Below are 22,499 nucleotides of genomic sequence, written 5' to 3' on the forward strand. Positions count from 1 at the left end.
CCGGCACCGCGGCGCTCACCAGAACTGCCACTGCCGCGTGGCCACCACCCAGATGCCGAGGGCGCCGTTGGTCACCGCGTGGGCGATCACCGCGCTCCACAGCTTGCCGGTGCGGCGGTAGAGCAGCGCATAGGCCAGGCCGGCGACGATGGCCGCCAGCCACAGCGTGTGCGCGAGCATGAAGACGAAGGTCGACAGCACGATCGCGCGCAGACCGACGTCCTGCGGCGCCAGCGCGGCGAAGGCCGGCTGCTGCAGCCAGCGCATCAGCCAGGAGCGCCAGAACAGCTCCTCCATCACCGGCACCAGCAGCGCGGCACCGGCCCAGCGCACGGCCACCAGCGGCCAGATCAGCTGCCCGTCGGCATCCAGCGGCACGAAGCCGGCCGCCGCCTGGCCCAGCTGCATCCAGGGCGCGTCCAGCAGCACCCACAGCACGCAGACGATCAGGCCGACGGCCACCGCCTCCAGCGTCTCGCGCAGGTCCGTCAGGTTCTGCCGCGCCAGCTCGCCGTACTGGCGCCACCAGTACACCAGCAGTCCGCCGACGACCGGCAGCGACAGGCCGTAGAGCCAGCGGGTGTCGAATCCCCAACGGTCGTCCTGCGGGGCGGCGCCGCGCAGCATCAGGATGGCCATGAAGGCGGCGAAGGGCGCCACGCGCTGCAGCGTGGCCGGGGCAGGCAGGTTCAAGGGCATGGGCGGATTCTGGCCTGCGCCACGGTGTGCGGTGGCGGGCGGGGCGCGCGAACAGGCGGGGGCGGCGGCGTCGGGCCGCGGTCCCGCGGCGGCTTCGGCGGCTTCGGTGGGCGGCTCAGGCCACGCCGTCCGTCTCGTCCCGCACCGCGGCGGCCGGCCGGCCCAGCCAGCGTGCGTGCACCGCGGCCGTGTCCTGGCCCAGCGTCGGCGCCGGTCGGCCGATCGCGCCGGGCGTGCCGTCGAGCCGCGGCACCACGCCGGGCACCTGCAGCGCCAGGCCGTCGGGCGTGTGCGCCGTCTGCAGCATGCCGCGCGCCGCGTAGTGCGGATCGGCGGCGATGTCGGCCACGGTGTAGATGCGGCCGGCCGGCACCTGGGCGGCCTGCAGCACGGCCACCACCTCGGCCACCGGGCGCTGCACGGTCCAGGCGGTGATGGCGGCATCCAGCGCATCGGCCCGGGCGGCGCGGCCGGCGTTGTCGGCCAGCGTCGGATCGGCCGCCAGATCGTCACGGCCGATGGCCTGCATCAGCCGGCGGAAGATCGAGTCGCCGTTGCCGCCGATGACGGCCTGGCCGTCGGCGCAGCGGTAGGCGTTGCTCGGTGCGATGCCCGGCAGCGCGCTGCCGGCGGGCTGGCGCACGGCGCCGAAGGCGGCGTACTCGGGCAGCAGGCTCTCCATGCAGTTGAAGACCGATTCGTAGAGCGCGACGTCGACCACCTGGCCGCGGCCCTTGGGCGCCTCGGCGCTGACGCTGCGGCTGCGCGCCTGCAGCGCCAGCAGCACGCCGATCACGCCGTGCAGCGCGGCCAGCGTGTCGCCCAGGCTGACGCCGGCGCGCACCGGCGGGCGGCCCGGCTCGCCCATCAGGTGGCGCAGCCCGCCCATCGCCTCGGCCACGACGGCGAAGCCCGGCAGGTCGCGGTAGGGGCCGCTCTGGCCGTAGCCGCTGATGCGCAGCACGATCAGGCCCGGGTTGTCGGCCATCAGCACGTCGGGGCCCAGGCCCCACTTCTCCATCGCGCCGGGCTTGAAGTTCTCGATCAGCACGTCGGCCTCGGCCGCCAGGCGGCGCACGTCGTCGCGGCCCTCGGGCGTGCGCAGATCGGCCACCACGCTGTGCTTGCCCCGGCTCTGCACCTGCCACCAGACGCTGGTGCCCTCGTGCAGCATCCGCCAGCGGCGCAGCGGGTCGCCGTCGCCGGGCGGCTCGATCTTGACCACCTCGGCGCCGAAGTCGGCCAGGGTCTTGCCGGCGAAGGGGCCGGCGATCAGCTGGCCGAGCTCCAGCACGCGCAGGCCGGCCAGCGGGCCGGTGGCCGCGGGTGCCGGGGCGGGCGCGACGGCAGGCGTCTCTGCAGGTGTCTCGGTGGCGGCGCGGGCCGCGGGCGGGGGCTGGGTGCGTTCGCTCATGGTGGGCGGATTCTGTCGCGCCGCCGCCGGCCCGTCCGGCCCGCTCTGCCCGCACGGCGGGGACGGCCCGGGTCCGCCTGCCACATCCGGCTTGAGCCTGCATCAGGCAAGGGCAGGGCGGGCTGCGCTAGCCTGCGGCCATGACCACCTTGTTCGACCCCGTGCGCCTCGGCGCCATCGATCTGGCCAGCCGCATCGCGATGGCCCCGCTGACCCGCAACCGCGCCACCGGTCAGCTGCCGAACGCGCTGATGGCCGAGTACTACGCCCAGCGCGCCGATCCGGCCACCGGCGCCGGCCTGCTGATCACCGAGGCCACGCCGATCAGCCCGCTGGCCCACGGCTACCTCGACACCCCCGGCCTGCACACCGAGGCCCAGGTCGCCGCCTGGCGCCCGGTCACCGACGCGGTGCACGCGCGCGGCGGCCGCATCGTCGTGCAGCTGTGGCATGTGGGCCGCATCTCGCACGGCAGCCTGCTGGGCGGCGCGCAGCCGGTGTCCTCGACCGCCCGCGCGGCCGATGCCAAGACCTACACCGCCGACGGCTTCCAGCCGGTGAGCACGCCGCGCGCACTGGCCACCGACGAGCTGCCCGCCCTCGTGGCCGACTACCGCGCCGCCGCCCGGCGGGCGATCGAGGCCGGCTTCGACGGCGTCGAGGTGCACGCGGCCAACGGCTACCTGATCGAGCAGTTCCTGCGCGACAGCTGCAACGACCGCACCGACGCCTACGGCGGCCCGATCGCGAACCGCATCCGCCTGCTGGTCGAGGTGATGCAGGCCGTCACCGCCGAGATCGGCGCCGGGCGCACCGGCATCCGCCTGTCGCCGGTCACGCCGTCCAACGGCATCGGCCAGGACAGCGATCCGGCCGCGCTCTTCGGCGCCGTGGCCGACGCGCTGGCCCCGCTGGGTCTGGCCTATGTCCACGTCGTCGAGGGCATGACCGGCGGCCCGCGCGACCTGAGCGAGCAGGGCGTGGCGCCGTTCGACTACGCCGCGCTGCGCCAGCGCTTCGCCGGCACGCCGTGGATGCTGAACAACGGCTACGACCGCGCGATGGCGCAGGCCGCCGTGGCCGAGGGCCGGGCCGACGTGGTCGCCTTCGGCCGGCCGTTCATCGCCAACCCGGATCTGGGCCTGCGGCTGCGTGAAGGCGCGGCGCTGCAGGCGATCGACCCGGCCACGCTCTACGGCGGTGGCGCCCGCGGCTACACCGACTACCCGACGCTGGGCGGCTGAGCCTCAACGCACCCGGCCCGTCCTCAGAGCCGCTTGCGCTTCATCTTCGACAGGAAGAGCTCGCGGATGTTGACCTCGCGCGGGCCGGGCACGATGCGGATCGCGTCGCCGGCCTGGACCACGCCCGGCTCGATCACGGCCAGGTAGCTGCCGCACCAGCCGCTCTGGGCCATCAGCTTCGACGCCTGGTTGAAGCCCATCACGTGGTTGAACTTGAAGCAGGGCTGGCGCGGCTCGCTGACGGCCAGCACGCAGCCCGGCAGCGCCAGCCGGTCACCGACCCACAGCCGGGATTCGTCGATCCCCTGCAGCGTCAGGTTCTCGCCGAGAAAGCCGTGCGGCAAGGCCGCGTCGGCATCCGCCACCCGGGCCTGGGCGCGCACGCCCTGCCAGAACGCGTAGTGCGCCTGCGGGTAGGCATAGATCGCCTTCGACACGCCACCGTGCACGGTGGGGTCGGCCTGCTCGTCGCCGTCCAGGCCCAGCGCGGACACGCGCACAGGTCCGTCCACGGCCCGCTTGCCGATGGCCGTCAGCACCCGGCGGCCGTCGATCAGCACCGGTTGCACGCGGGAGACGTTGACGCTCAGGACGCAGGGGGCGGGATCGGACATCGGTCGGCGCGGCCGTGCGGACGACCGTGGCGGGTGGGGGATCGCCCGATGCTAGCGCTGCCGTTCCGGTCCGGCCATCCGAGTCGTGAACGACGCCCGCGAAGTCCGGCATCAGGTCATGTCGTTTTTGCATGGGACACCCTGGGCTCAGGTGGTTACCGTGTAATTACAGCGTTTTGACAATGTCGTCCCAGGCAGAAGATCCGTCGCGACCGGTCAAGCGCTGTAACCGGATCGTCCGGGTTACGGCGTCAAGCGCTCTGGCGGCCTTGCCCGAGCACCTCCCGCAGGTGCTGGTGCAAGCCCGTGTGGCCCCCGATCCGTCTTTCGTCTTTTCCGTATCCCAACCTTTGGAGCCCGCACCATGAACCAGCCCGTGATGGAAGGTCTGCGCCTGAACGTCCCCGCCTACGTCAAGCACGCGCGTCTCGTGTCCTGGGTGGCCGAGATCGCCGCCCTGACCGAGGCCGCCGAGGTCTACTGGTGTGACGGCTCCGAGGCCGAATACGACCGCCTGTGCGCCCAGCTCGTGGCCGCCGGCACCTTCAAGAAGCTCAACCCCGAGCTGCGTCCGAACAGCTACCTGGCCTGGTCGGACCCGAGCGACGTCGCCCGCGTCGAGGACCGCACCTTCATCTGCAGCGCGCAGAAGGACGACGCCGGCCCGACCAACAACTGGATGGCGCCGGCCGACATGCGCGCGCTGCTGCAGACCGGCCAGGCCGACGGCACCCCCGCGCTGTTCAAGGGCGCGATGAAGGGCCGCACGCTGTACGTGGTGCCGTTCTCGATGGGCCCGCTGGGCTCGCCGATCGCCCACATCGGCATCGAACTGAGCGACAGCCCCTACGTGGCCGTCAACATGCGCCTGATGACCCGCATGGGCAAGGCCGTGTTCGAGGTGCTGGGCGATGACGGCGAGTTCGTGCCCTGCGTGCACACCGTCGGCGCGCCGCTGGAGGCCGGCCAGAAGGACAGCGCCTGGCCCTGCAACAAGACCAAGTACATCGTCCACTACCCCGAGACGCGCGAGATCTGGTCCTACGGCTCGGGCTACGGCGGCAACGCGCTGCTGGGCAAGAAGTGCTTCGCGCTGCGCATCGCCTCGATGATGGGCCGCGACCAGGGCTGGCTGGCCGAGCACATGCTGATCCTGGGCGTGACCAACCCGGCCGGCAAGAAGTACCACGTCGCCGCCGCCTTCCCGAGCGCCTGCGGCAAGACCAACTTCGCCATGCTGGTGCCGCCGGCCAGCTTCGCCGGCTGGAAGGTCACCACCATCGGTGACGACATCGCCTGGATCAAGCCGGCGGCCGACGGCAAGCTCTACGCGATCAACCCGGAAGCCGGCTACTTCGGCGTCGCCCCGGGCACCAACTTCAAGACCAACCCGAACTGCATGGAGTCGCTCAAGCGCGACGTGATCTTCACCAACGTCGCGCTGACCGACGACGGTGACGTGTGGTGGGAAGGCATGGACGGCGACGCCCCGGCCCACGCCATCGACTGGCAGGGCAAGGACTGGACGCCGGCCATCGCCAAGGAAACCGGCGCCAAGGCCGCCCACCCGAACGCCCGCTTCACCGTGGCCGCCACCAACAACCCGGTGCTGGACCCGGCCTGGGACGACGCCAAGGGCGTGGCCATCGACGCCTTCATCTTCGGCGGCCGCCGCTCGACCACCGTGCCGCTGGCCACCGAGGCCCGCAACTGGGCCGAAGGCGTCTACATGGCCGCCACGATGGGCTCGGAGACCACCGCCGCCGCCTTCGGCGCGCAGGGCGTGGTGCGCCGCGACCCGTTCGCGATGCTGCCCTTCGCCGGCTACCACATGGGCGACTACTTCGGCCACTGGCTGAAGCTGGGCGCCACGCTGGAAGCCGCGGGCGCCAAGCTGCCGGCCATCTACTGCGTCAACTGGTTCCGCAAGGGCGCCGACGGCAAGTTCGTCTGGCCGGGCTACGGCGACAACGCCCGCGTCCTGAAGTGGATGCTGGAGCGCATCGAGGGCCAGGCCGGTGGCGACGCCAACCTGTTCGGCACCAGCCCGCGCTACGAGGACCTGGACTTCACCGGCCTGGACTTCAGCCGCGCGCAGTTCGACAGCGTGGTCTCGATCGACCGTGACGCCTGGCGCGCCGAGATGGCGCTGCACGGCGAGCTGTTCGCCCAGCTGGCCGCGCGCCTGCCGGCCGAGCTCGGCCAGATCAAGGCCCGCATCGAGGCCGATCTGGCCTGATCGGCCACGGCGCGCCGCTGCAGCACCGCGCCCGCCCTACACTGCGACGGCCCGTCCACCCTGCCCGGGGTGGACGGGCCTTTTTTCATGGCCCAACCGGGTGCGTGCGGCCTGCGGCCGCGGCGCGCCGCGCCGCTGATGCACCTGCAACTGCTGTCCGACCTGCACCTCGAAACCGAGGATTTCGATCCGCGCCCGGCGCCCGGCGCCGACCTGCTGGTGCTGGCCGGCGACATCGACACCACCTGGTCCGCGCTCGAACGCTTCGCCGGCTGGCCGGTGCCGGTGCTGATGGTGGCCGGCAACCACGAGTTCGACGGCCGCGAGCTCGACGAAGCCTGGCCGGCGCTGCGCGAGCACGCCGAGCGCTGCGGCATCCGCCTGCTCGAACGCGAGGCCTGCGTGCTGGCCGACCGTGACGGGCGGCGCGTGCGCTTTCTCGGCACCGTCCGCTGGAGCGATTTCGACGGCCTGGGCGAGGCCCAGCGGCCGCGCGCGATGCGGGCCGCCAGCTACTTCCAGCGCCTGATGCGGGCGACCGTCGGCGGCCAGCCGCTCGATGCCGAGCGCCTGCGCGAGCAGGCCCTGGCCTGCCGCGACTGGCTCGCCGACGAACTGGCCCGCACGCCCGAGGCCCTGCCGGCCGGCCAGCGCTGGGACGCCACCGTCGTCATCACCCATTTCGCGCCCAGCCTGCGCAGTGGCGATCGACGCTTCGGCCAGCAGCCCGGCACCGCCAGCTTCTGCAATGCCGACGATGCGCTGATCCCGCTGGCCGACCTGTGGCTGCACGGCCATGTGCACTGCCGTCACGACTACGCGGTCGAGCGCGGCGAGGGCCGCGCACCGGCCCGGGTCATCAGCCAGGCCCGCGGCCTGGCGCGCAAGGGCGAGGCCGACGGCCACGACCCCTTGCGCCTGATCGAGGTGCCGCTGCCGACCGTGGCGTGAGCGCACGCGGCCTGTGCACGGCCACCGGCCACCGGCATGGCGGAACCGGGCTTCGCCCTTGATGTCCGACAAGCCCGGCCGCTCGGCTGGCGCGATACTGACCTCACCCTGAACCAGGAGCCCCCATGAAGATCCTCGTGCCCGTCGACGGCAGCCCGTTCACCAAGCGCATGCTGGCCTATCTGGCCGCCCACGACGAATGGCTGGGCCCGACGCAGCAGTACACGCTGCTGCACGTGGCCACCCCGGTGCCGCCGCGCGCGGCCGCCGTGCTCGACAAGGCCACGCTGCAGGGCTACTACGCCGAGGAGAGCGACAAGGTCTTCAAGCCGATCCGCACCTTCTTCAAGAAGCAGAAGATCGAGGCCGAGTTCGTCGCCAAGACCGGCGCCGCGTCCGACGTCATCGCCGCCGTCGCCGCCAAGGGCGAGTTCGATCTGGTGATGATGGGCTCGCATGGCCACGGCCTGCTGGGCACGCTGGTGCTGGGCTCGACCACCACCAAGGTGATGGCCCACTGCAAGACCCCGGTGCTGATCATCCGCTGATCACGCGGCGCTCGGCGGCCGCGTCTGCAGGCCGCCGAAGCAGCTGCGCATCACGTGTTCGACGATGGCCGCATCGTCGTGCCGCCCGCCGGCCTTCAGGAACCCGACCACCGGGTCGCAGGCGCGGGCGAACACCGTGTAGAGCACGACCTCCGGCGGCAGCGCCGGATCGATCGTGCCGTCGGCCTGGGCCTGGACGATCCACTCACCGAGCCGGTCGCTCAAGTCCATCAGCCGCGTCATGTAGCCCTCGTGGGCCAGCAGGGCGGCGCGCAGGCTGGAGTTTTCGCTGGGCAGCGTCGGCATCTCGCCGGCCAGTTGCGTGCGCAGCGTCCAGCGGGTGATCTCCCGCAGCCGCGCACCGGCATCCAGGCCGGCATCGGCCTGCAGCCGCGCGCTCTCGGCCAGCGCGCTGTCCATCACCTGCACCATCGCCGCGGCGGCCAGCGCCTCCTTCGACGGGAAGTGCTTGTAGAGGCTGGCCTTGGCGATGCCGACCTCGGCCGCCACCTCGTCGACCGTCATCAGGTCGAAGCCCTTGTCGGCGAGCAGGCGCTTGACCGCGGTGACGATCGCGTCCTCGCGGGCCAGATGGACCTTCTGTCGGAAACTCAGTTTGGTGCTCACGGCGGGCGAGTCTACGCCTGTGGACGCCGCCGTGAACCTCCCGGACGCCGTGTGAACTGATCAGTTCAGCACGCCCGCGCCGGGTTCACCGTTGGCCGCTGCCCTGGCGACGGCCGGGCCACCAGCGGCGGCCGGCCGGCTTGTCCGCCGGCGCGGAGGCGCCCAGCGGCGCCGGCGCGGACTCATCGAGCCAGCATTCCATGCCGAAGGCGGTGCCGAGATCCGCGGGCTCCGGCGTTCGCACCTGACCGCGTCCGCGTTGGCGCAACCAGCGGGTCATCGAGGTCAGGGCGGGCAGGGCCATGGTCGGACGGAAATGGGGGGTTGCAGTCGGCGTGTGCCGGTGGGCGCGGCAGGGCGGGCATCGGCGTCCCGGACCGCAGGACGCCGCGCTGACCACGAGCGCGCATGGGGAAACAGTCTGGCATCAGGTCGATGACAGCGCTGCGACGAATTGCCGGATCCCCCGGTCCTGCCGTGTCCGGTGCGCACGACATCACGTGTCCGGGGGGGATGAGTGGATCGGCGCCTGGGGGCCGCCGCCTCGGCGGGCGCGGCCGGATCGGGTCGGTCGGGCCATCGGCTTCCATCAGTACAGCTGATGGAGTCGGAATTCCATGAATGCCGCTTCATGTCGACGGCCGCTCGCGCCGAAGATGCCGGCATCGCTGCCCGCACCGGAGCCCGCCATGTCCCCGACCCGTTCCTCCGCCGCCCCGATCGTCGTGCTCGGTGCCGGCATCATCGGCATCAGCACTGCCTGGCATCTGCTGCAGGCCGGCCACCAGGTCATCGTCGTCGACCGCCAGCCCGATGCGGCGCTGGAAACCAGTTATGCGAACGGCGCCCAGATCTCGGTCAGCTTCTGCGAGCCCTGGGCCAGCAAGGACGCGCCGCTCAAGGTCGCCAAGTGGCTGCTGCGTGACGATTCGCCGCTGCTGTTCCGCCCGCGGCTGGACCCGCAGCAGTGGCGTTGGGGCCTGAGCTTCCTGACCCAGTGCTCGGACGCGGCCTTCGCGCGCAACGTGCGCCAGTTGGTGGCACTCGGCAGCTACAGCCACGAGGCGCTCAAGGCCGTGGTCGCCGACACCGGCATCGTCTATGACCGGCTGGAGCGCGGCATCCTGCACTTCTTCTCGTCGCAGGCCGATTTCGAATCCGGCGCCAAGGCCGCCGAGCTGATGCGCCAGTACGGCGTCGACCGCCGCGTGCTGGACCGCGAGGCGGTGCTCAAGGTCGAGCCCGCGCTGGCCGCCTTCGGCCCGAACATCCACGGCGGCACCTTCACACCCAGCGACGAATCGGGCGACGCGCTGGTCTTCACCCAGCAGCTGGCCCGCCGCTGCCGCGAGGCCGGCGCGCGGATGATGTTCGACACCGACATCGAGGCGCTGGAGACGGCCGGCGGCCGCGTCGTCGCCGCCCGCCTGCGCGACCGTCTGACCGGCCAGGCCCAGCGCCTGGAGGGCGCGCAGTTCGTCGTCGCGCTCGGTTCGTACAGCGTGCCGTTGCTGCGTCCGCTCGGCGTCTCGCTCAACCTGTACCCGGCCAAGGGCTACTCGGCGACGATGAAGCTCAAGCGGCCGGAGGCCGCCAGCGTGGTCAGCCTGCTCGACGACACGCGCAAGATCGCGATCAGCCGCCTGGGCGACCGCATCCGCATCGCCGGCACCGCCGAGATGGCCGGTTATGACACGAACCTGGACAGCCGCACCGCCCGCGCACGTTGCGAGGCCCTGGTGCGCCGCTACGAGGAGCTGTTCCCCGGCGTGGCCGACACCTCCGAGCCCAACTACTGGACCGGCCTGCGCCCCAGCACGCCGGACAACGTGCCCCTGATCGGCCGCAGCCGCCTGCCCAATCTGTGGCTGAACACCGGCCACGGCACGCTGGGCTGGACCCATGGCGCGGGCTCCGGCAAGGCGATGGCCGAGCTGATCAGCGGCCGCCAGCCGGCACTCGACTTCCGCTTCTGCGGCAGCGATCTGCCGGCGCGCCGGCCGATGGTCGCGGTGCCCGCGCGCGGCTGAGGCCCCCGGCGCGGCGCCGCCGCGGCGGGCCGGGCGGGCGGCCCGCCTCCTAGAATGCCCGCACATGTCCGATCCCGTCTCGTCTCCCGCGCGTCCCGGCGCTGCCCCTGAATCCCGCCCGGATGTCCGCGCCGACTGGTGCGCGATCGATTTCGGTACCTCCAACTCGGCGCTGGCCCTGGCCGACGCCCAGGCCGCCGACGGTGTCCGCCTGGTGCCCCTCGAAGGCGCGGACGTCACCCTGCCGAGTGCCGTCTTCTACGACATCGAGGACCTGCCCCGCGGCGCCCAGGCGCCGCGCCGGCTCTACGGCCGCGCCGCGCTCGCCGCCTACCGCGAGGGCCGTGAAGGCCGGCTGATGCGCTCGATCAAGAGCATCCTCGGCAGTGCGCTGGCCGGCCAGGCCACCGACATCGGCGCCGGCCATGCGGTGCGTGGCCAGGACGTGGTCGGCCACCTGCTCGGCCGCCTGCTGGAGCAGGCCCGCGTGGCCGCACCCGATCGCCCGCTGCCGCAGCACGCGGTGCTCGGCCGCCCGGTGCATTTCGTCGATGACGACCCGCAGCGCGATGCCCAGGCCCAGGCCGAACTGGAAGCCGCCGCCCGGGCCGCCGGCCTGCGCGAGGTCGCCTTCCAGTTCGAGCCCATCGCCGCGGCGCTCGACCACGAGGCTGGCCTGCAGGCCGAGGAGCGGGTGCTGGTGGCCGACATCGGCGGCGGCACCTCGGACTTCTCCATCGTGCGCGTGGGCCCGCAACGCCGTGCCCGCCTGGACCGTGCCGACGACATCCTGGCCAGCCACGGCGTGCACGTGGCCGGCACCGATTTCGACCGCCACATCGATCTGGCCCTGCTGCTGCCGGCCTGCGGCTACCGCACCCGCGGCCCCAGCGGCCGCGAGGTGCCCAGCCGCATCTACTTCGATCTGGCGACCTGGCATCTGGTGCATGCCGCGCAGCAGCCGTCGCGGGTGGCCGAGATCGCGCGCATGAAGGGCGACTATGCCGACGCGCGCCACCACGCCCGCCTGCTGCACGTGCTGCGCGAGCAGCTCGGCCATGCGCTGCTGGCGCGCGCCGAGGGCGCCAAGATCGCGCTGTCCGATGCGCTGGAGGCGGTCGATGCCGTGGCGGCCACCGCCGCGGCCGAACTCGCCGTCGACGACATCGAGCGCGGCCTGCGCCTGCCGCTGGACGCGCCGCTGGCGCTGGCCGCGCTGCAGCCCGACCTGCGCCGCATCGCCGACGCGCTGGAGGAGACGCTGCGGCGGGCCGGCCTGCGTGCCGATCAGGTCGACACGCTGTACTTCACCGGGGGTTCGACCGGCCTGCGCCCCTTGACCGCGGCGATCGCGGCGCGCTGTCCGCAGGCCCGCGTGGTCCACGGCGATCGTCTGGCCTCGGTGGCGCGCGGTCTGGGCCTGCAGGCGCGGCGCCTGTACGGCGCCTGAGCGGCGCGCCCGCGCCCTGGCGCGGGGCCGCGGGCCGCGCGGCGGCCTGCGGATGCACGACGTCGGCCATCAGCAGCACGCTGCGCACCAGGTCCTCGACCGCCTCGTCCAGGCTCTCCGGCGGCGCGAGGGTCTCGATCTCGGCCAGCAGTTCGTCCGCGTCCTCCAGGTCCTCGGGATCGAAGTGGCGGTAGAGCGTGGCCAGCGGCTCCAGCAGCGCGTCCTCGTGTTCGTCCATCAGCGCCGGGAACAGGTCGACCGCGGTGGCGAAGCCGGCGACCCAGGGCAACACCATTTCACCGGGTGTGGCCTCCTCGTCCAGCTCGTAGATCCAGGGGTCGAACCACTGGCGGCCGGCGATGGCCTGGTGCAGTTCGTCCAGCCGTGCCCGCAGCGTGGCGGCCAGGGATTCGCGGTCGAAGCGGGTCGGGGCCTGCTTGCCGTCGAGGTCGATCACCGGCGGCAGCCAGCGCGCCTCGGGCACCGGCTGCGGCTGCAGCAGCAGACCGCACAGATAACCGTCGATCTGCACCACGTCCAGGCCGTCGAAGGTGGCGGGCAAGGTGTCGAGCAGGGCCTGCAGCGCGTCGAGGTCGAGCACCCGCCCGGTGGCGGCGACCTCCGGCCGCGCGGTGCGCGGCGCGTGAGCGGGGCCTTGCGCGGGCGGGGCGCGGCGCGGCGGGCGTGAAGGCGGGGCAGGGGGCTTGGCAGGCATGCGCCATTGTCGCCCGCGACGCCCCGCTCGGCGGCAGACCGACGGCCCGCCCATGACGCGCATCGTGGGCGGGTTGGCTGTTATCAGAATCTGTCAAGCGCCGCGATGGTGGATTTAGGGATGTCATGCCCCCCGGTTTGAAGGGCATAGTGTGCGCATGCCTACAGGCCGCAAGGTCTGTGGATGCGGTAGCCGCCGCCAGCGCCCCGGATCGTCCAGGGGCTGGGGTGCGAGGCCTGAGCGACCGTCTTGAAGGCCGCCGTCATCGGCAACCTGTCCCAACGACGTCCTTTCTGAGGACTTTGCGCGCCTGCCGGGCAACTGGCAGGCGCTCTTTTTTTGCCCTGGACGGGGACCTTCAGGGCGCGAAGCCCGCGCGCAGGCGCTCGCGCAGATGGGCCACCAGCGCCTGCACCGCCCGTGGCACGTGCGGGCTGTAGGGCCGGATCGCGTAGAGCTGGCCGCCGAAGCTGCCCACCGGCTGCCAGTCCGGCAGCACCACCCGCAGCCGCCCGTCGCGCAGCGCGCCCTGCGCACTGAAGTCCGGCAGCAGGGCGATGCCCAGGCCGGCGATCGCCGCCTCGCGCAGGATCTCGCTGTTGCCTGCGGCCAGGCAGCCGGCCACCGGCACCGTCTGCTTGCGGCCGTCCGCATGCTGCAACTGCCAGGCCGGCGTGTCGCCGGGACGCAGGTAGTGCAGGCAGTCGTGACGCACCAGATCCCCGGGCACGGCCGGCACGCCACGCTCCTGCAGGTAGCCGGCGCTGGCCACCAGCAGCGAGCGCGTCGCGCACAGCGTCCAGGCCACGTGGGTCTCGGGCGGCGCGTGGGTGTGGCGGATGGCCAGATCGAAGCCCTCGGGGGCCAGCGCCACCAGCCGGTCCGACAGATCGAGCTCGATGCGCACCTGCGGGTGCTCGCGCAGGAAGTCCGGCAGCAGCGGCATGATCTGCTGGCGGGCCAGCGCCACCGGGGCCGTCACCCGGACCCGGCCCTGCGGCGCCGAGGCCAGGTCCTGGATGCCGGCGAAGGCGGCCGCGATCTGCGCATAGGCGCTGCCGGTGCCGTCGACCAGGCGCTGTCCGGCCTCGGTCAGCCGCACGCTGCGGGTGGTGCGTGAGACCAGCGGCACGCCGGCGGCCCGTTCGAGTTCGGCCATGCGCTGGCTGACCGCGGCCTTGCTGACGCCCAGCCGCCGGGCCGCGGCGGTGTAGCTGCCGTGCAGGCCCAGCACCCCCAGCCAGTGCAGATGGCCCCAGAGGCTCTCGACGCGCACGTCGCGCCGCGCATCGGCCATTGGTGCGGGCGCTGCCTCGCTGCCGGCAGGCGCGGTCGGGCCGTCGCCACTGGCACCGGCCTGCGGGCTGGGCTGAGCGGCCGCGTCGGGCCCGGGCCCGGTCGATGGCCGTGTGGCGTCTGCCGGGACCCGGGTCGGGGCCGTGGGCGGATCGGCAGGGGCGGACGGGTTCATGCGGCGGGTTTGTTCAGCGTTTTCACGGAGGATTGTTCAGTCTCGTGAACAACAAGTCCAGCGCCGGCCGTCTGGTCGCGTTCCGGGGGGCTGCCTAGACTGCCGTCCATTCCCCATCCCCCCTCGTCACGGAGCATCACGACCATGGGCGCACCCGCAGCCTTCACCTCCTCGGCCGACGTCGGTCACTTCATCGGCGGCGAAGCCGTCGCCGGCCGCAGCGGCCGCAGCCAGGCCGTGTTCAACCCGTCCACCGGTGCCGTCGCACGCCAGGTCGCGCTGGCATCGGTCGACGAGGTCGAGGCCGCGATCGCCAGCGCCAAGAAGGCCCAGCCGGCCTGGGCCGACGTGCCGCCGATCCGCCGCGCCCGCGTGCTGCTGAAGTTCCTGGAGCTGATGAACGCGCACCGCGACGAGCTGGCCGCGATGATCAGCGCCGAGCACGGCAAGGTCTTCACCGACGCCCAGGGCGAGGTTGCCCGCGGCATCGACATCCTGGAATTCGCCTGCGGCGTGCCGCAGCTGCTGAAGACCGGCTTCACCGACCAGGTCTCGACCGGCATCGACAACCACGTGCTGCGCCAGCCGCTGGGCGTGGTGGCCGGCATCACGCCGTTCAACTTCCCCTGCATGGTCCCGATGTGGATGTTCCCGGTCGCACTCGCCACCGGCAACGCCTTCATCCTCAAGCCCAGCGAGCGCGATCCGAGCCCGGCCATCCTGATGGCCCGCCTGCTCAAGCAGGCCGGTCTGCCCGACGGCGTCTTCAACGTCGTCCAGGGCGACAAGCTGGCCGTCGACACGCTGCTGACCCATCCGGACGTGCGCGCCGTCAGCTTCGTCGGCTCGACCCCGATCGCCCAGTACATCTACGAGACCGGCGCGAAGCACGGCAAGCGCGTGCAGGCGCTCGGCGGCGCCAAGAACCACCTGGTGGCCATGCCCGACGCCAACGTCGACCAGGTCGTCGACGCGCTGGTCGGCGCGGCCTACGGCTCGGCCGGCGAGCGCTGCATGGCGATCTCGGTGGCGGTGCTGGTCGGCGACATCGCCGACCAGGTCGTCGCCAAGGTGGCCGAGCGCGCCCGCACGCTGAACGTGACCGACCCGATGGACCTGAAGGCCGAGATGGGCCCGATCGTCACCGCCCAGGCGCGTGACCGCATCGAGGGCTACATCGGCAAGGGCGTCGAGGAAGGCGCCCAGCTGGTGGTCGACGGCCGCGGCCTGAAGGTGGCGGGCTTCGAGGGCGGCTTCTTCACCGGTGGCACGCTGTTCGACCACGTGACGCCCGAGATGACGATCTACAAGGAAGAGATCTTCGGCCCGGTGCTGGCCTGCGTGCGCGTGCCGGACTTCGCCTCGGCGCTCAAGCTGATCAACGCCCACGAGTTCGGCAACGGCGTGGCGATCTACACCACCGACGGCGGCATCGCGCGCGAGTTCTCGCGCCGGGTCGAGGTCGGCATGGTCGGCGTCAACGTGCCGATCCCGGTGCCGATGGCCTGGCACGGCTTCGGCGGCTGGAAGAAGAGCCTGTTCGGCGACATGCACGCCTACGGCGAAGAGGGCGTGCGCTTCTACACCAAGCAGAAGAGCGTCATGCAGCGCTGGCCCGAGAGCATCGCCAAGGGCCCCGAGTTCGGCTTCCCGGTGTCGAAGTAAGGCCGCCACAGGCGGGGCGTGAGGCTGCGAATCAGCACGTTCCGCCTGCACTGTTGTGTAACTACGACAGTTTTCGGGCCTCGGTAAAGATCCGGTGAAGGCCGGTCAAACATAAAAATAACCGTTTTGTGACAACGGGTTGGAGACGAGGGGCCGGGTGGAATCACGCGTAACCGTTGCAGGTCGCGCTTTCAGTTCTGCACGCTTGTCGGGTTCAATCCGTTCGTCCTGAGTGTCGTCTCGCAAACGGGACGCTCAAGAAGGCACCGCTGTCTGGTGCTGCCATTCCATACAGGAGATTTCGCATGACCCGCATGATCAAGGCCACGGCCGCTGCTGCTCTGACCGTTCTGTCCGGCCTGGCTTTCGCCGCGCCGAGCGTCGATGCCAACATCGAGATGGACACCGACTATGCCTCGAAGGCCAAGGCCGATGGCTCTTCTGAGAAGGGCTTCCGTCAAGCCGGTCGTGTCGAGCTGAACGTCGCCGGCAAGACCGAAAAGGGCGGCTTCGTCGCCGGTCGTGTGAGCTTCCTGGGCCAGAAGGGCGGCGGCGTCGCGACCGACGACGTCTGGGTGCAGTTCGGCAACGCCTCCGCCGACCTGAAGCTGGGCCGTTTCGAAGCTGCGGACCTGTTCATGGTCGGCAAGGACACGATCATTGAAGATGCTGGCGTCAGCGGCTACCGCAATGTGCTGCGCGGTCGTTTCGCGAGCGATGTTGCTCACGCTGCGGCAACGTTCAACGCATCGTCCGCGCTGTCGGTCGAGCTGGGCGTGATCGGCGATAACCAATCCGTCGCCGTGCGTCCTGTCGTCACCTACAGCGCCAACGGTATGGTCGTGCGCGCCGGGGTGGACGCCGGCAAGATTGGCCCGGGCTCTGGTGGTGCCTCTGCCAAGCGTGCCATCAGCGGCCTGGGCGTCACCGTCGGTGTGCCGGTTGCCGGCGGCACCGTCAACGCCAGCGTCAATTCGGGCAAGGTCGAGAACGCCCTGGGCGTGAAGGTCAAGGGCACCAGCGTCGGCCTGAACGGTACCTTCGGCAACTTCGGTCTGGGCTACATCTCGGACAAGAACGACAACACCAAGACCGAACACAACGTTTATACGGCCTTGGTCTTCCAGTTGCTCGACACGGGAGCGACGATCACCCCGGCGGTTGCCTACTCGAAGGTCAGTGGCTCGCCGACGCAAGTTACCGGCCGCGTGCGCGTGAACTACACGTTCTGATGCGGATGGGTGGCGGTCGCCCCTGGCGGGTGGCGGCCACCGTCTGATCGGACACCCCGCGACGGGACGCTTCGGCGTCCCGTCGTCGTTTCCGGCCGCTGCCCGCGGGGCGCAGCGGCCGCCGTGCCGATGCCGGTGCACGGACCACCGGAGCCACCGAAGCCGCCCAAACACCCCGAACAGCCGGCCACCGGTCGCGCTGATCCGGCGATGGCCGGCCCGGCTCGCCGTGCACGATGGCCGCACCCGCCTTCCTGCGCCCGTGCGATCCGCCGATGCCCTGCGATTCCGACGACCTGTCCGCCCCGCTGCGCGGTGCCACCCGTGACCGCGATGGCGACCGGCCCCGTCCGGTCCTCACGCCGGCGCGCGCCGTGACCGTGACCCGCGGCCTGGTCTGGCTGTCGGTCTGTGGCGCGACGAGCCTGCTGTCGGCCTGCGGCCTCGGCGCTGCGCTCAACGGTCTGTGGGGCACGCCGCGTGGCCCGCTGGTGCCGCCCGCCCTGCCCGGCGTGGCGCAGGTCGCCAAGGCCGCGCCGGCCGCCGCGGCGATCGCCTCGGCCGCCGCGCAGCCGGTGTGGGTGGCGGCGGCCATCGGCTGCCGTGATCTGCCGGATGCGCTCGGGGATCTGCGCCAGGTGCATCCCGCTCTGCGCCTGGACCGGGTGCGCCCGCAGGAGGCGGATGCCCAGGGCCATCCGGCCCACTGCGTGGTGCAGGGCCGGCTGAACCGCCGCACCGGCGCCGATGGCCGCGACTACGCGATCCGCTTCGAGCTGCGCCTGCCCGAGCGCTGGAACCGCCGCCTGCTGCACACCTTCGACGGTGGCCCCGGTGGCCAGGCGCCGCAGGCCTGGGGCCGTCTCGGTGTCCAGGAGCACGACGCCTTGAGCCAGGGCTGGGCGGTGCTGGCCTCGGACGAGGGCCACGATGCCCAGGCCGACGGCCTGTCGCGCTACGGACTGGTCCAGCCCTTCGTCTTCGCGCTGGAGCCCCAGGCCCGCCGCGATCTGGCCGGCGATGCGGCGGCCGCGCTCGCGCCCTTGGCCGGCCGGATGGTGGGCGCCTACTACCGCCAGCCGGCGCGCCACCGCTACGCGGCCGGCTGCAGCGACGGCGGCCGCCAGGTGCTGGCCGCCGCCGCCCGCCGGCCACAGGATTACGACGGCTATCTGGCCGGCGCGCCGCAGTGGCGGCCCACCGCGTCCGCGCTGCAGCATGCCTGGGACCTGCGCCAGTTCCAGCCCCTGGGCGACGACCTGCGCCGGGCCTTCAGCCCGGTCGATCTGCGCCGTGTCGCGGACTGGGTGGTCGAGCGCTGTGATGTGCTCGACCAGCTGCGCGACGGCCAGGTGCTGGATGTCCGCCGCTGCCAGTCCCGCCTGCGCTGGGACGAGCTGCGCTGCCGCGAGGGCGCCGCCGGCACCGGGGCCAACTGCCTGCGTGCCGAGCAGGTCGAGGCCCTGCGCGTCGCGCTCGGCGGGCCGCAGAGCCGCGCCGGTCAGGCGCTCTATGTCGACTGGCCGCTGGACGTGGGCATCGCCAGTGCGGCCTGGCGACGCTGGAAACTCGAGACCGACATCGAGGCCTGGCAGCAGCAGCCCATCGGCGTGATCCATGGCGGTGCGGCGCTGGCCTATCTGTGGCGCACGCCGCCGCAGACGGTGGCCGGCACGCCGCAGGCGCTGCGGGAGTTCCTGCAGCAGCTCGACCTCGACGAGGCGGCGCGCGCGGCCGGCCTGCGCATCGCGCCCTACGAGGCTTCGGCGCGCGAGCTGTTCGATCTGCCGGCCGACCTGCCGCAGCGCATGGCGACGCTGCGCCAGCGCGGCGGGCGGCTGCTGATCTACCACGGCAGCGGCGATGCGGTGGTCTCGCCCTGGGACAGCACGCGCTGGATCGAGCAGGTGCAGTCGGCGCTCGGCCAGGGGGCGGCCGACGAGACCGCGCGCCTGTTCCTGGTGCCTGGCATGGGCCATTGCCAGGGCGGACCCGCCACCGATCGCTTCGACGCGCTGCAGGCGCTCACCGACTGGGTCGAGCAGGGCGAAGCCCCGCAGCGCATCGAGGCGCGGACACGTCCGGACAATGGCGAGCGGCCGGCCGCCTGGTCGCCGGTGCGCAGCCGGCCGCTGTGCCCCTGGCCGCGGGTGCCGCGCTACGGCGGCGGCGACCCGGAGGAGGCGGCCAGCTTCCGCTGCAGCGCCGGCTGACGGCGGGCCGGCACGGACTTGACGCCCGTCAATTCCAGCCTGGGGGGGATCGGCCTGCCAGGACAGACCCGGCTGTAACATCGATCCATGTCACCGTCGTCCCCCGTCCCCGCTTCCGACAAGGTTCTCCTGATCACCGGCGCCGGACGCGGCATCGGCGCGGCCACCGCTCGCCTGGCCGCCCAGGCCGGCTGGGACGTGGCGGTCAATTACAGCCGCGACATCGATGCTGCCAGCCGGGTCGCCGATGCGGTGCGCGCCTGCGGCCGCCGGGCGATCACCGTGCGGGCCGACGTGGCCGACGAGCGCGCGGTGCAGGCGATGTTCGCCCGCATCGACGTCGAGCTCGGCCGCCTCGGCGCCCTGGTCAACAACGCCGGCATCGTCGCGCGGCGCAGCCGTCTCGACGAGATGGTCGTGGCCCGCTGGCGCCACATGTTCGAGGTCAACGTGCTGGGCACCATGCTGTGCACCCAGGCCGCGGTGCGCCGCATGAGCACGCTGCATGGCGGGCGCGGCGGCGCCATCGTCAATCTGAGCAGCATGGCCGCGGTGCTCGGCGCACCGGCCATGTACGTCGACTACGCCGCCAGCAAGGGCGCGATCGACAGCTTCACCGTCGGCATGGCGCGTGAGCTGGCGACCGAGGGGGTGCGCGTCAACGGGGTGCGCCCGGGCATCATCGACACGGGCATCCACGCCGACAGCGGCGAGCCGGAGCGCGCCCAGCGCTCGGCCAGCGTGATCCCGATGCAGCGTCCCGGCCGTGCCGAGGAGGTGGCCGAGGCGATCGTCTGGTTGATCTCGCCGCAGGCCAGCTACACCACGGGCACCTTGCTCGACGTCAGCGGCGGGCGCTGAGGCGCCGGCGGGCGGCGCACCCGGCGCCGGGTACCGGGCACTCGGCGCCCGTTCAGCGCCGGAGGTCGGCCGGCGGCAGGGCCGGTGCGCCGGGCAGCAGGCCCGGGGGGGCGCTGGCCGCGGGGGCGTCCGGGCTCTCGGCGCTCGCGGCGTCCTCGGCCTCCGAGGCGGCCGCTTCCGGATCCAGGCCGATGCCGCTGTGGCGCTCGCGCTGGGTCCAGTCGTCATAGCGCCAGTCGCCGCCGACCAGGGTCAGCCCGGGCAGCAGCAGCGGGGGCTCGGCGGGCGGGCGCAGCGGCGGGCTGGCCGGCACCTTGCGCAGCGCGGTCGCCATGTAGTCCATCCACACCGGCAGGGCCAGGCCGCCACCGCTCTCGCGTTCGCCCAGGCTGCGCGGCTGGTCGAAGCCGATCCACGACACCGCCACCACGCCCTGGCGGCCGGTGGTCTGGAAGCCGGCGAACCAGGCGTCGACCGCGTCGTTGGTGGTGCCGGTCTTGCCGTAGAGGTCGCTGCGGCCCAGGCGGGCCTGTGCGCGGGCGGCGGTGCCCACGCGGGTCACGTCGTTGAGCAGGCTGTTGGTCAGCACGATGTTGCGCTCGGGCACGGCCCGCGATTCCTCGGTCGGCGCGGCGGGCGCCGGGGCCTCGTACAGCACCTGGCCGCGCGCGTCGGTGATGCGCGCGATCAGCAGCGGGCTGACGCGCCAGCCACCGTTGGCCAGCACCGCGTAGGCCTGGGCCAGCTGCATCGGGCTCACGCTGCCGGCGCCCAGCGCCAGGGTCAGGTTGTCGGGCTGGCGGCGGGTCTCGATGCCGTAGCGGCCGGACCAGGCCAGCGCATCGGCCACGCCGATGGTCTGCAGCAGGCGCACGCTGACGGTGTTCTTGCTGCGCGCCAGCGCCTGGCGCAGCGTCAGCGGGCCGTCGTACTGGCCGTCGCTGTTGCCGGGGCTCCAGCCGTCGGCGGTCTCGATCGGGGCGTCGTTGACGACCGAGTCGGGCGAGAAGCCGTACTCCATCGCCGCCGCGTAGATGAAGGGCTTGAAGGACGAGCCGGGCTGGCGCTGGGCCTGGGTGACGTGGTTGAAGGGCTGGCGCACGAAGTCGAAGCCGCCGACCAGCGCGCGCACGCGGCCGCTGGCCGCATCGAGCGCGACCAGCGCGCCCTGCACCTCGGGCCATTGCACGACGCGCCAGACGCCCTTGTCGTCGGCCATCACCCGCAGCACGGCGCCGCGGCGCACGGCCAGCGCGTCCGGCGCCCGGGCGGCCAGGCCGGGGGTGGCCACCCGCAGGGCCTCGCCGCGCAGGGTCAGGGCATCGCCGCTGGCCAGCTGCAGCTGCAGCTCGCGCGGGGACGCCTTGAGCACGATGGCCAGGCGCAGCTGGTCGTCGTCGCGGCGGTCGCGCAGGGCGAGGGCGGCGGCGCGCTCGGTGTCGGGGTCGCCTTCGGGCGGCAGGCTCTCGGTGTCTTCCGGCCCGCGCCAGGCCTGGCGGGCGTCGTAGGCCAGCACGCCGCGGCGCAGCGCCTGCCAGGCGGCCTGCTGCTCGGCCGCCTGCAGCGTGGTGTAGACGCGCAGGCCCTGGGCGTAGGCGGCGGTGCCGAAGCGCTCGACCACGGCCTGGCGGGCCATCTCGGCCACGTGCTCGGCATGGACGTCGACCTGCAGCGGTGAGCGCAGACGCAGCGGCCGGGCGGCGGCGGCCTCGGCTTCGGCCTCGTCGATCACGCCGGCGGCCACCATGCGCTTGAGCACCTCGGCCTGGCGCTTGCGTGCGCGCGCCATGTTGCTGACCGGGTTGGCGAAGGACGGGTTCTGCGGCAGGCCGGCCAGCATCGCGATCTCGCCGGCATCGAGCTGCTCCAGCGTCTTGCCGAAGTAGGTCTCGGCCGCCGCCGCGAAGCCGTAGCTGCGCTGACCCAGGAAGATCTGGTTCATGTACAGCTCGAGGATGCGCGGCTTGTCCAGCTCGCGCTCGATGCGCAGCGCCAGCAGCGCCTCGCGGATCTTGCGGTCGACGCTGATCCGCGAGCTGAGGAAGAAGTTGCGCGCGACCTGCTGGGTGATGGTCGAGGCGCCTTCCCGCCGGCCGGCCAGATTGGCCAGCAGCGCGCGGGCGATGCCGCGCAGGTCGACGCCGGCATGCTCGTGGAAGCGGCGGTCCTCGACCGCCAGCACCGCGTCCTGCATGCGCTGCGGGATGCGCTCGATCGGCGTGAAGCGCCGCCGCTCGCTGCCGAACTGGGCGATCTCCTGGCCGTCGGCGGTGTAGACCTGCAGCGGCTCGCGCGGCACGTAGTTCACCACCGTGTCCAGCGGCGGCAGCTGCGGCAGATACCAGGCCAGGGCCAGCGCGCCGGCCCCGATGCCGCCGGCCACGGTCAGCCCGGCACCGAGCAGCGTGCGACGGGCCCAGCGCGGCAGGCGGCGGCCCGAGGTCGGCGGACGGTGCGGGACAGGCGTGCTCATCGGCGGATTATCGGCAGCGCCCGTGCCGAAGCCGGCCACGCCGGCTCGGGGCT

General features: G+C 72.6%; 17 protein-coding genes and 1 pseudogene. 10 read left to right on the forward strand and 8 right to left on the reverse strand.

The window, feature by feature from the left end; genetic code table 11:
• Positions 1–15: 15 nt before the first annotated feature.
• Both AACH11_RS15940 and AACH11_RS15945 read right to left on the reverse strand, forming a co-directional pair.
• Positions 16–699 carry a CAAX prenyl protease-related protein gene (locus tag AACH11_RS15940; RefSeq protein WP_341375232.1) on the reverse strand — a complete coding sequence of 228 codons (684 nt, stop codon included), beginning with the start codon at positions 697–699 and terminating at the stop codon, positions 16–18.
• Between the two features lie 115 nt (positions 700–814).
• On the reverse strand, positions 815–2,113 hold the full coding sequence (locus tag AACH11_RS15945) for a CaiB/BaiF CoA transferase family protein (protein ID WP_341375233.1): 1,299 nt from the start codon (positions 2,111–2,113) through the stop codon (positions 815–817).
• A 140-nt stretch (positions 2,114–2,253) separates the two neighbouring features.
• On the opposite strand from AACH11_RS15945, the gene AACH11_RS15950 reads away from it, so the two are divergent.
• Positions 2,254–3,357 (forward strand): alkene reductase, encoded by a 1,104-nt coding sequence (locus AACH11_RS15950; protein WP_341375234.1) that lies wholly within the window; start codon positions 2,254–2,256, stop codon positions 3,355–3,357.
• A 23-nt stretch (positions 3,358–3,380) separates the two neighbouring features.
• On the opposite strand, the gene AACH11_RS15955 is transcribed toward AACH11_RS15950, so the two are convergent.
• Positions 3,381–3,971, reverse strand: a complete 591-nt coding sequence (locus AACH11_RS15955) for an MOSC domain-containing protein (protein WP_341375235.1) — start codon at positions 3,969–3,971, stop codon at positions 3,381–3,383.
• A gap of 364 nt (positions 3,972–4,335) precedes the next feature.
• On the opposite strand from AACH11_RS15955, the gene AACH11_RS15960 reads away from it, so the two are divergent.
• The 3 genes from AACH11_RS15960 to AACH11_RS15970 all read left to right on the forward strand — a co-directional run bounded on the left by AACH11_RS15960 (position 4,336) and on the right by AACH11_RS15970 (position 7,709).
• Positions 4,336–6,210 carry a phosphoenolpyruvate carboxykinase (GTP) gene (locus AACH11_RS15960; RefSeq protein WP_341375236.1) on the forward strand — a complete coding sequence of 625 codons (1,875 nt, stop codon included), beginning with the start codon at positions 4,336–4,338 and terminating at the stop codon, positions 6,208–6,210.
• 138 nt (positions 6,211–6,348) lie between these two features.
• Complete coding sequence (locus AACH11_RS15965) at positions 6,349–7,161, forward strand: metallophosphoesterase (protein WP_341375237.1); 813 nt, start codon at positions 6,349–6,351, stop codon at positions 7,159–7,161.
• Positions 7,162–7,286: 125 nt separating this feature from the next.
• Positions 7,287–7,709 carry a universal stress protein gene (locus AACH11_RS15970; RefSeq protein WP_341375238.1) on the forward strand — a complete coding sequence of 141 codons (423 nt, stop codon included), beginning with the start codon at positions 7,287–7,289 and terminating at the stop codon, positions 7,707–7,709.
• Here the strand turns inward: AACH11_RS15970 and AACH11_RS15975 are convergent, their stop codons facing one another.
• Positions 7,710–8,336, reverse strand: a complete 627-nt coding sequence (locus tag AACH11_RS15975; RefSeq protein ID WP_341375239.1) for a TetR/AcrR family transcriptional regulator — start codon at positions 8,334–8,336, stop codon at positions 7,710–7,712.
• An 85-nt stretch (positions 8,337–8,421) separates the two neighbouring features.
• Complete coding sequence (locus AACH11_RS15980; RefSeq protein ID WP_341375240.1) at positions 8,422–8,640, reverse strand: hypothetical protein; 219 nt, start codon at positions 8,638–8,640, stop codon at positions 8,422–8,424.
• Between the two features lie 385 nt (positions 8,641–9,025).
• Between AACH11_RS15980 and AACH11_RS15985 the strand changes: the two genes are divergently transcribed.
• Complete coding sequence (locus tag AACH11_RS15985; RefSeq protein WP_341375241.1) at positions 9,026–10,366, forward strand: D-amino acid dehydrogenase; 1,341 nt, start codon at positions 9,026–9,028, stop codon at positions 10,364–10,366.
• Between the two features lie 64 nt (positions 10,367–10,430).
• Entirely contained in the window at positions 10,431–11,816 is a 1,386-nt protein-coding gene (locus tag AACH11_RS15990; RefSeq protein ID WP_341375242.1) for an Hsp70 family protein, read from the forward strand.
• Positions 11,817–11,961: 145 nt separating this feature from the next.
• Here the strand turns inward: AACH11_RS15990 and AACH11_RS15995 are convergent.
• Positions 11,962–12,594: pseudogene (locus tag AACH11_RS15995) on the reverse strand (YecA/YgfB family protein); the annotation flags it as partial.
• A 295-nt stretch (positions 12,595–12,889) separates the two neighbouring features.
• Positions 12,890–13,828 carry a LysR family transcriptional regulator gene (locus AACH11_RS16000; RefSeq protein WP_341375291.1) on the reverse strand — a complete coding sequence of 313 codons (939 nt, stop codon included), beginning with the start codon at positions 13,826–13,828 and terminating at the stop codon, positions 12,890–12,892.
• Between the two features lie 318 nt (positions 13,829–14,146).
• Here AACH11_RS16000 and AACH11_RS16005 point away from each other — a divergent pair, with 318 nt between their 5' ends.
• The 4 genes from AACH11_RS16005 (at position 14,147) to AACH11_RS16020 (ending at position 19,973) form a co-directional block, all read left to right on the forward strand.
• Positions 14,147–15,667 (forward strand): CoA-acylating methylmalonate-semialdehyde dehydrogenase, encoded by a 1,521-nt coding sequence (locus AACH11_RS16005; protein WP_341375243.1) that lies wholly within the window; start codon positions 14,147–14,149, stop codon positions 15,665–15,667.
• A 305-nt stretch (positions 15,668–15,972) separates the two neighbouring features.
• On the forward strand, positions 15,973–16,899 hold the full coding sequence (locus AACH11_RS16010; protein ID WP_341375244.1) for a carbohydrate porin: 927 nt from the start codon (positions 15,973–15,975) through the stop codon (positions 16,897–16,899).
• A gap of 275 nt (positions 16,900–17,174) precedes the next feature.
• A complete protein-coding gene (locus AACH11_RS16015; protein WP_341375245.1) occupies positions 17,175–19,112 on the forward strand; it encodes a tannase/feruloyl esterase family alpha/beta hydrolase in 1,938 nt (645 codons plus the stop codon).
• A gap of 87 nt (positions 19,113–19,199) precedes the next feature.
• Positions 19,200–19,973: an SDR family oxidoreductase gene (locus tag AACH11_RS16020; protein ID WP_341375246.1), complete on the forward strand. Its 774-nt coding sequence runs from the start codon at positions 19,200–19,202 to the stop codon at positions 19,971–19,973.
• A 52-nt stretch (positions 19,974–20,025) separates the two neighbouring features.
• Here AACH11_RS16020 and AACH11_RS16025 read toward each other — a convergent pair whose 3' ends face one another.
• On the reverse strand, positions 20,026–22,446 hold the full coding sequence (locus AACH11_RS16025; RefSeq protein ID WP_341375247.1) for a penicillin-binding protein 1A: 2,421 nt from the start codon (positions 22,444–22,446) through the stop codon (positions 20,026–20,028).
• Between the last annotated feature and the right edge of the window lie 53 nt (positions 22,447–22,499).

Source organism: Pseudaquabacterium rugosum, from assembly GCF_038066575.1.
Lineage (GTDB): Bacteria > Pseudomonadota > Gammaproteobacteria > Burkholderiales > Burkholderiaceae_C > Pseudaquabacterium > Pseudaquabacterium rugosum.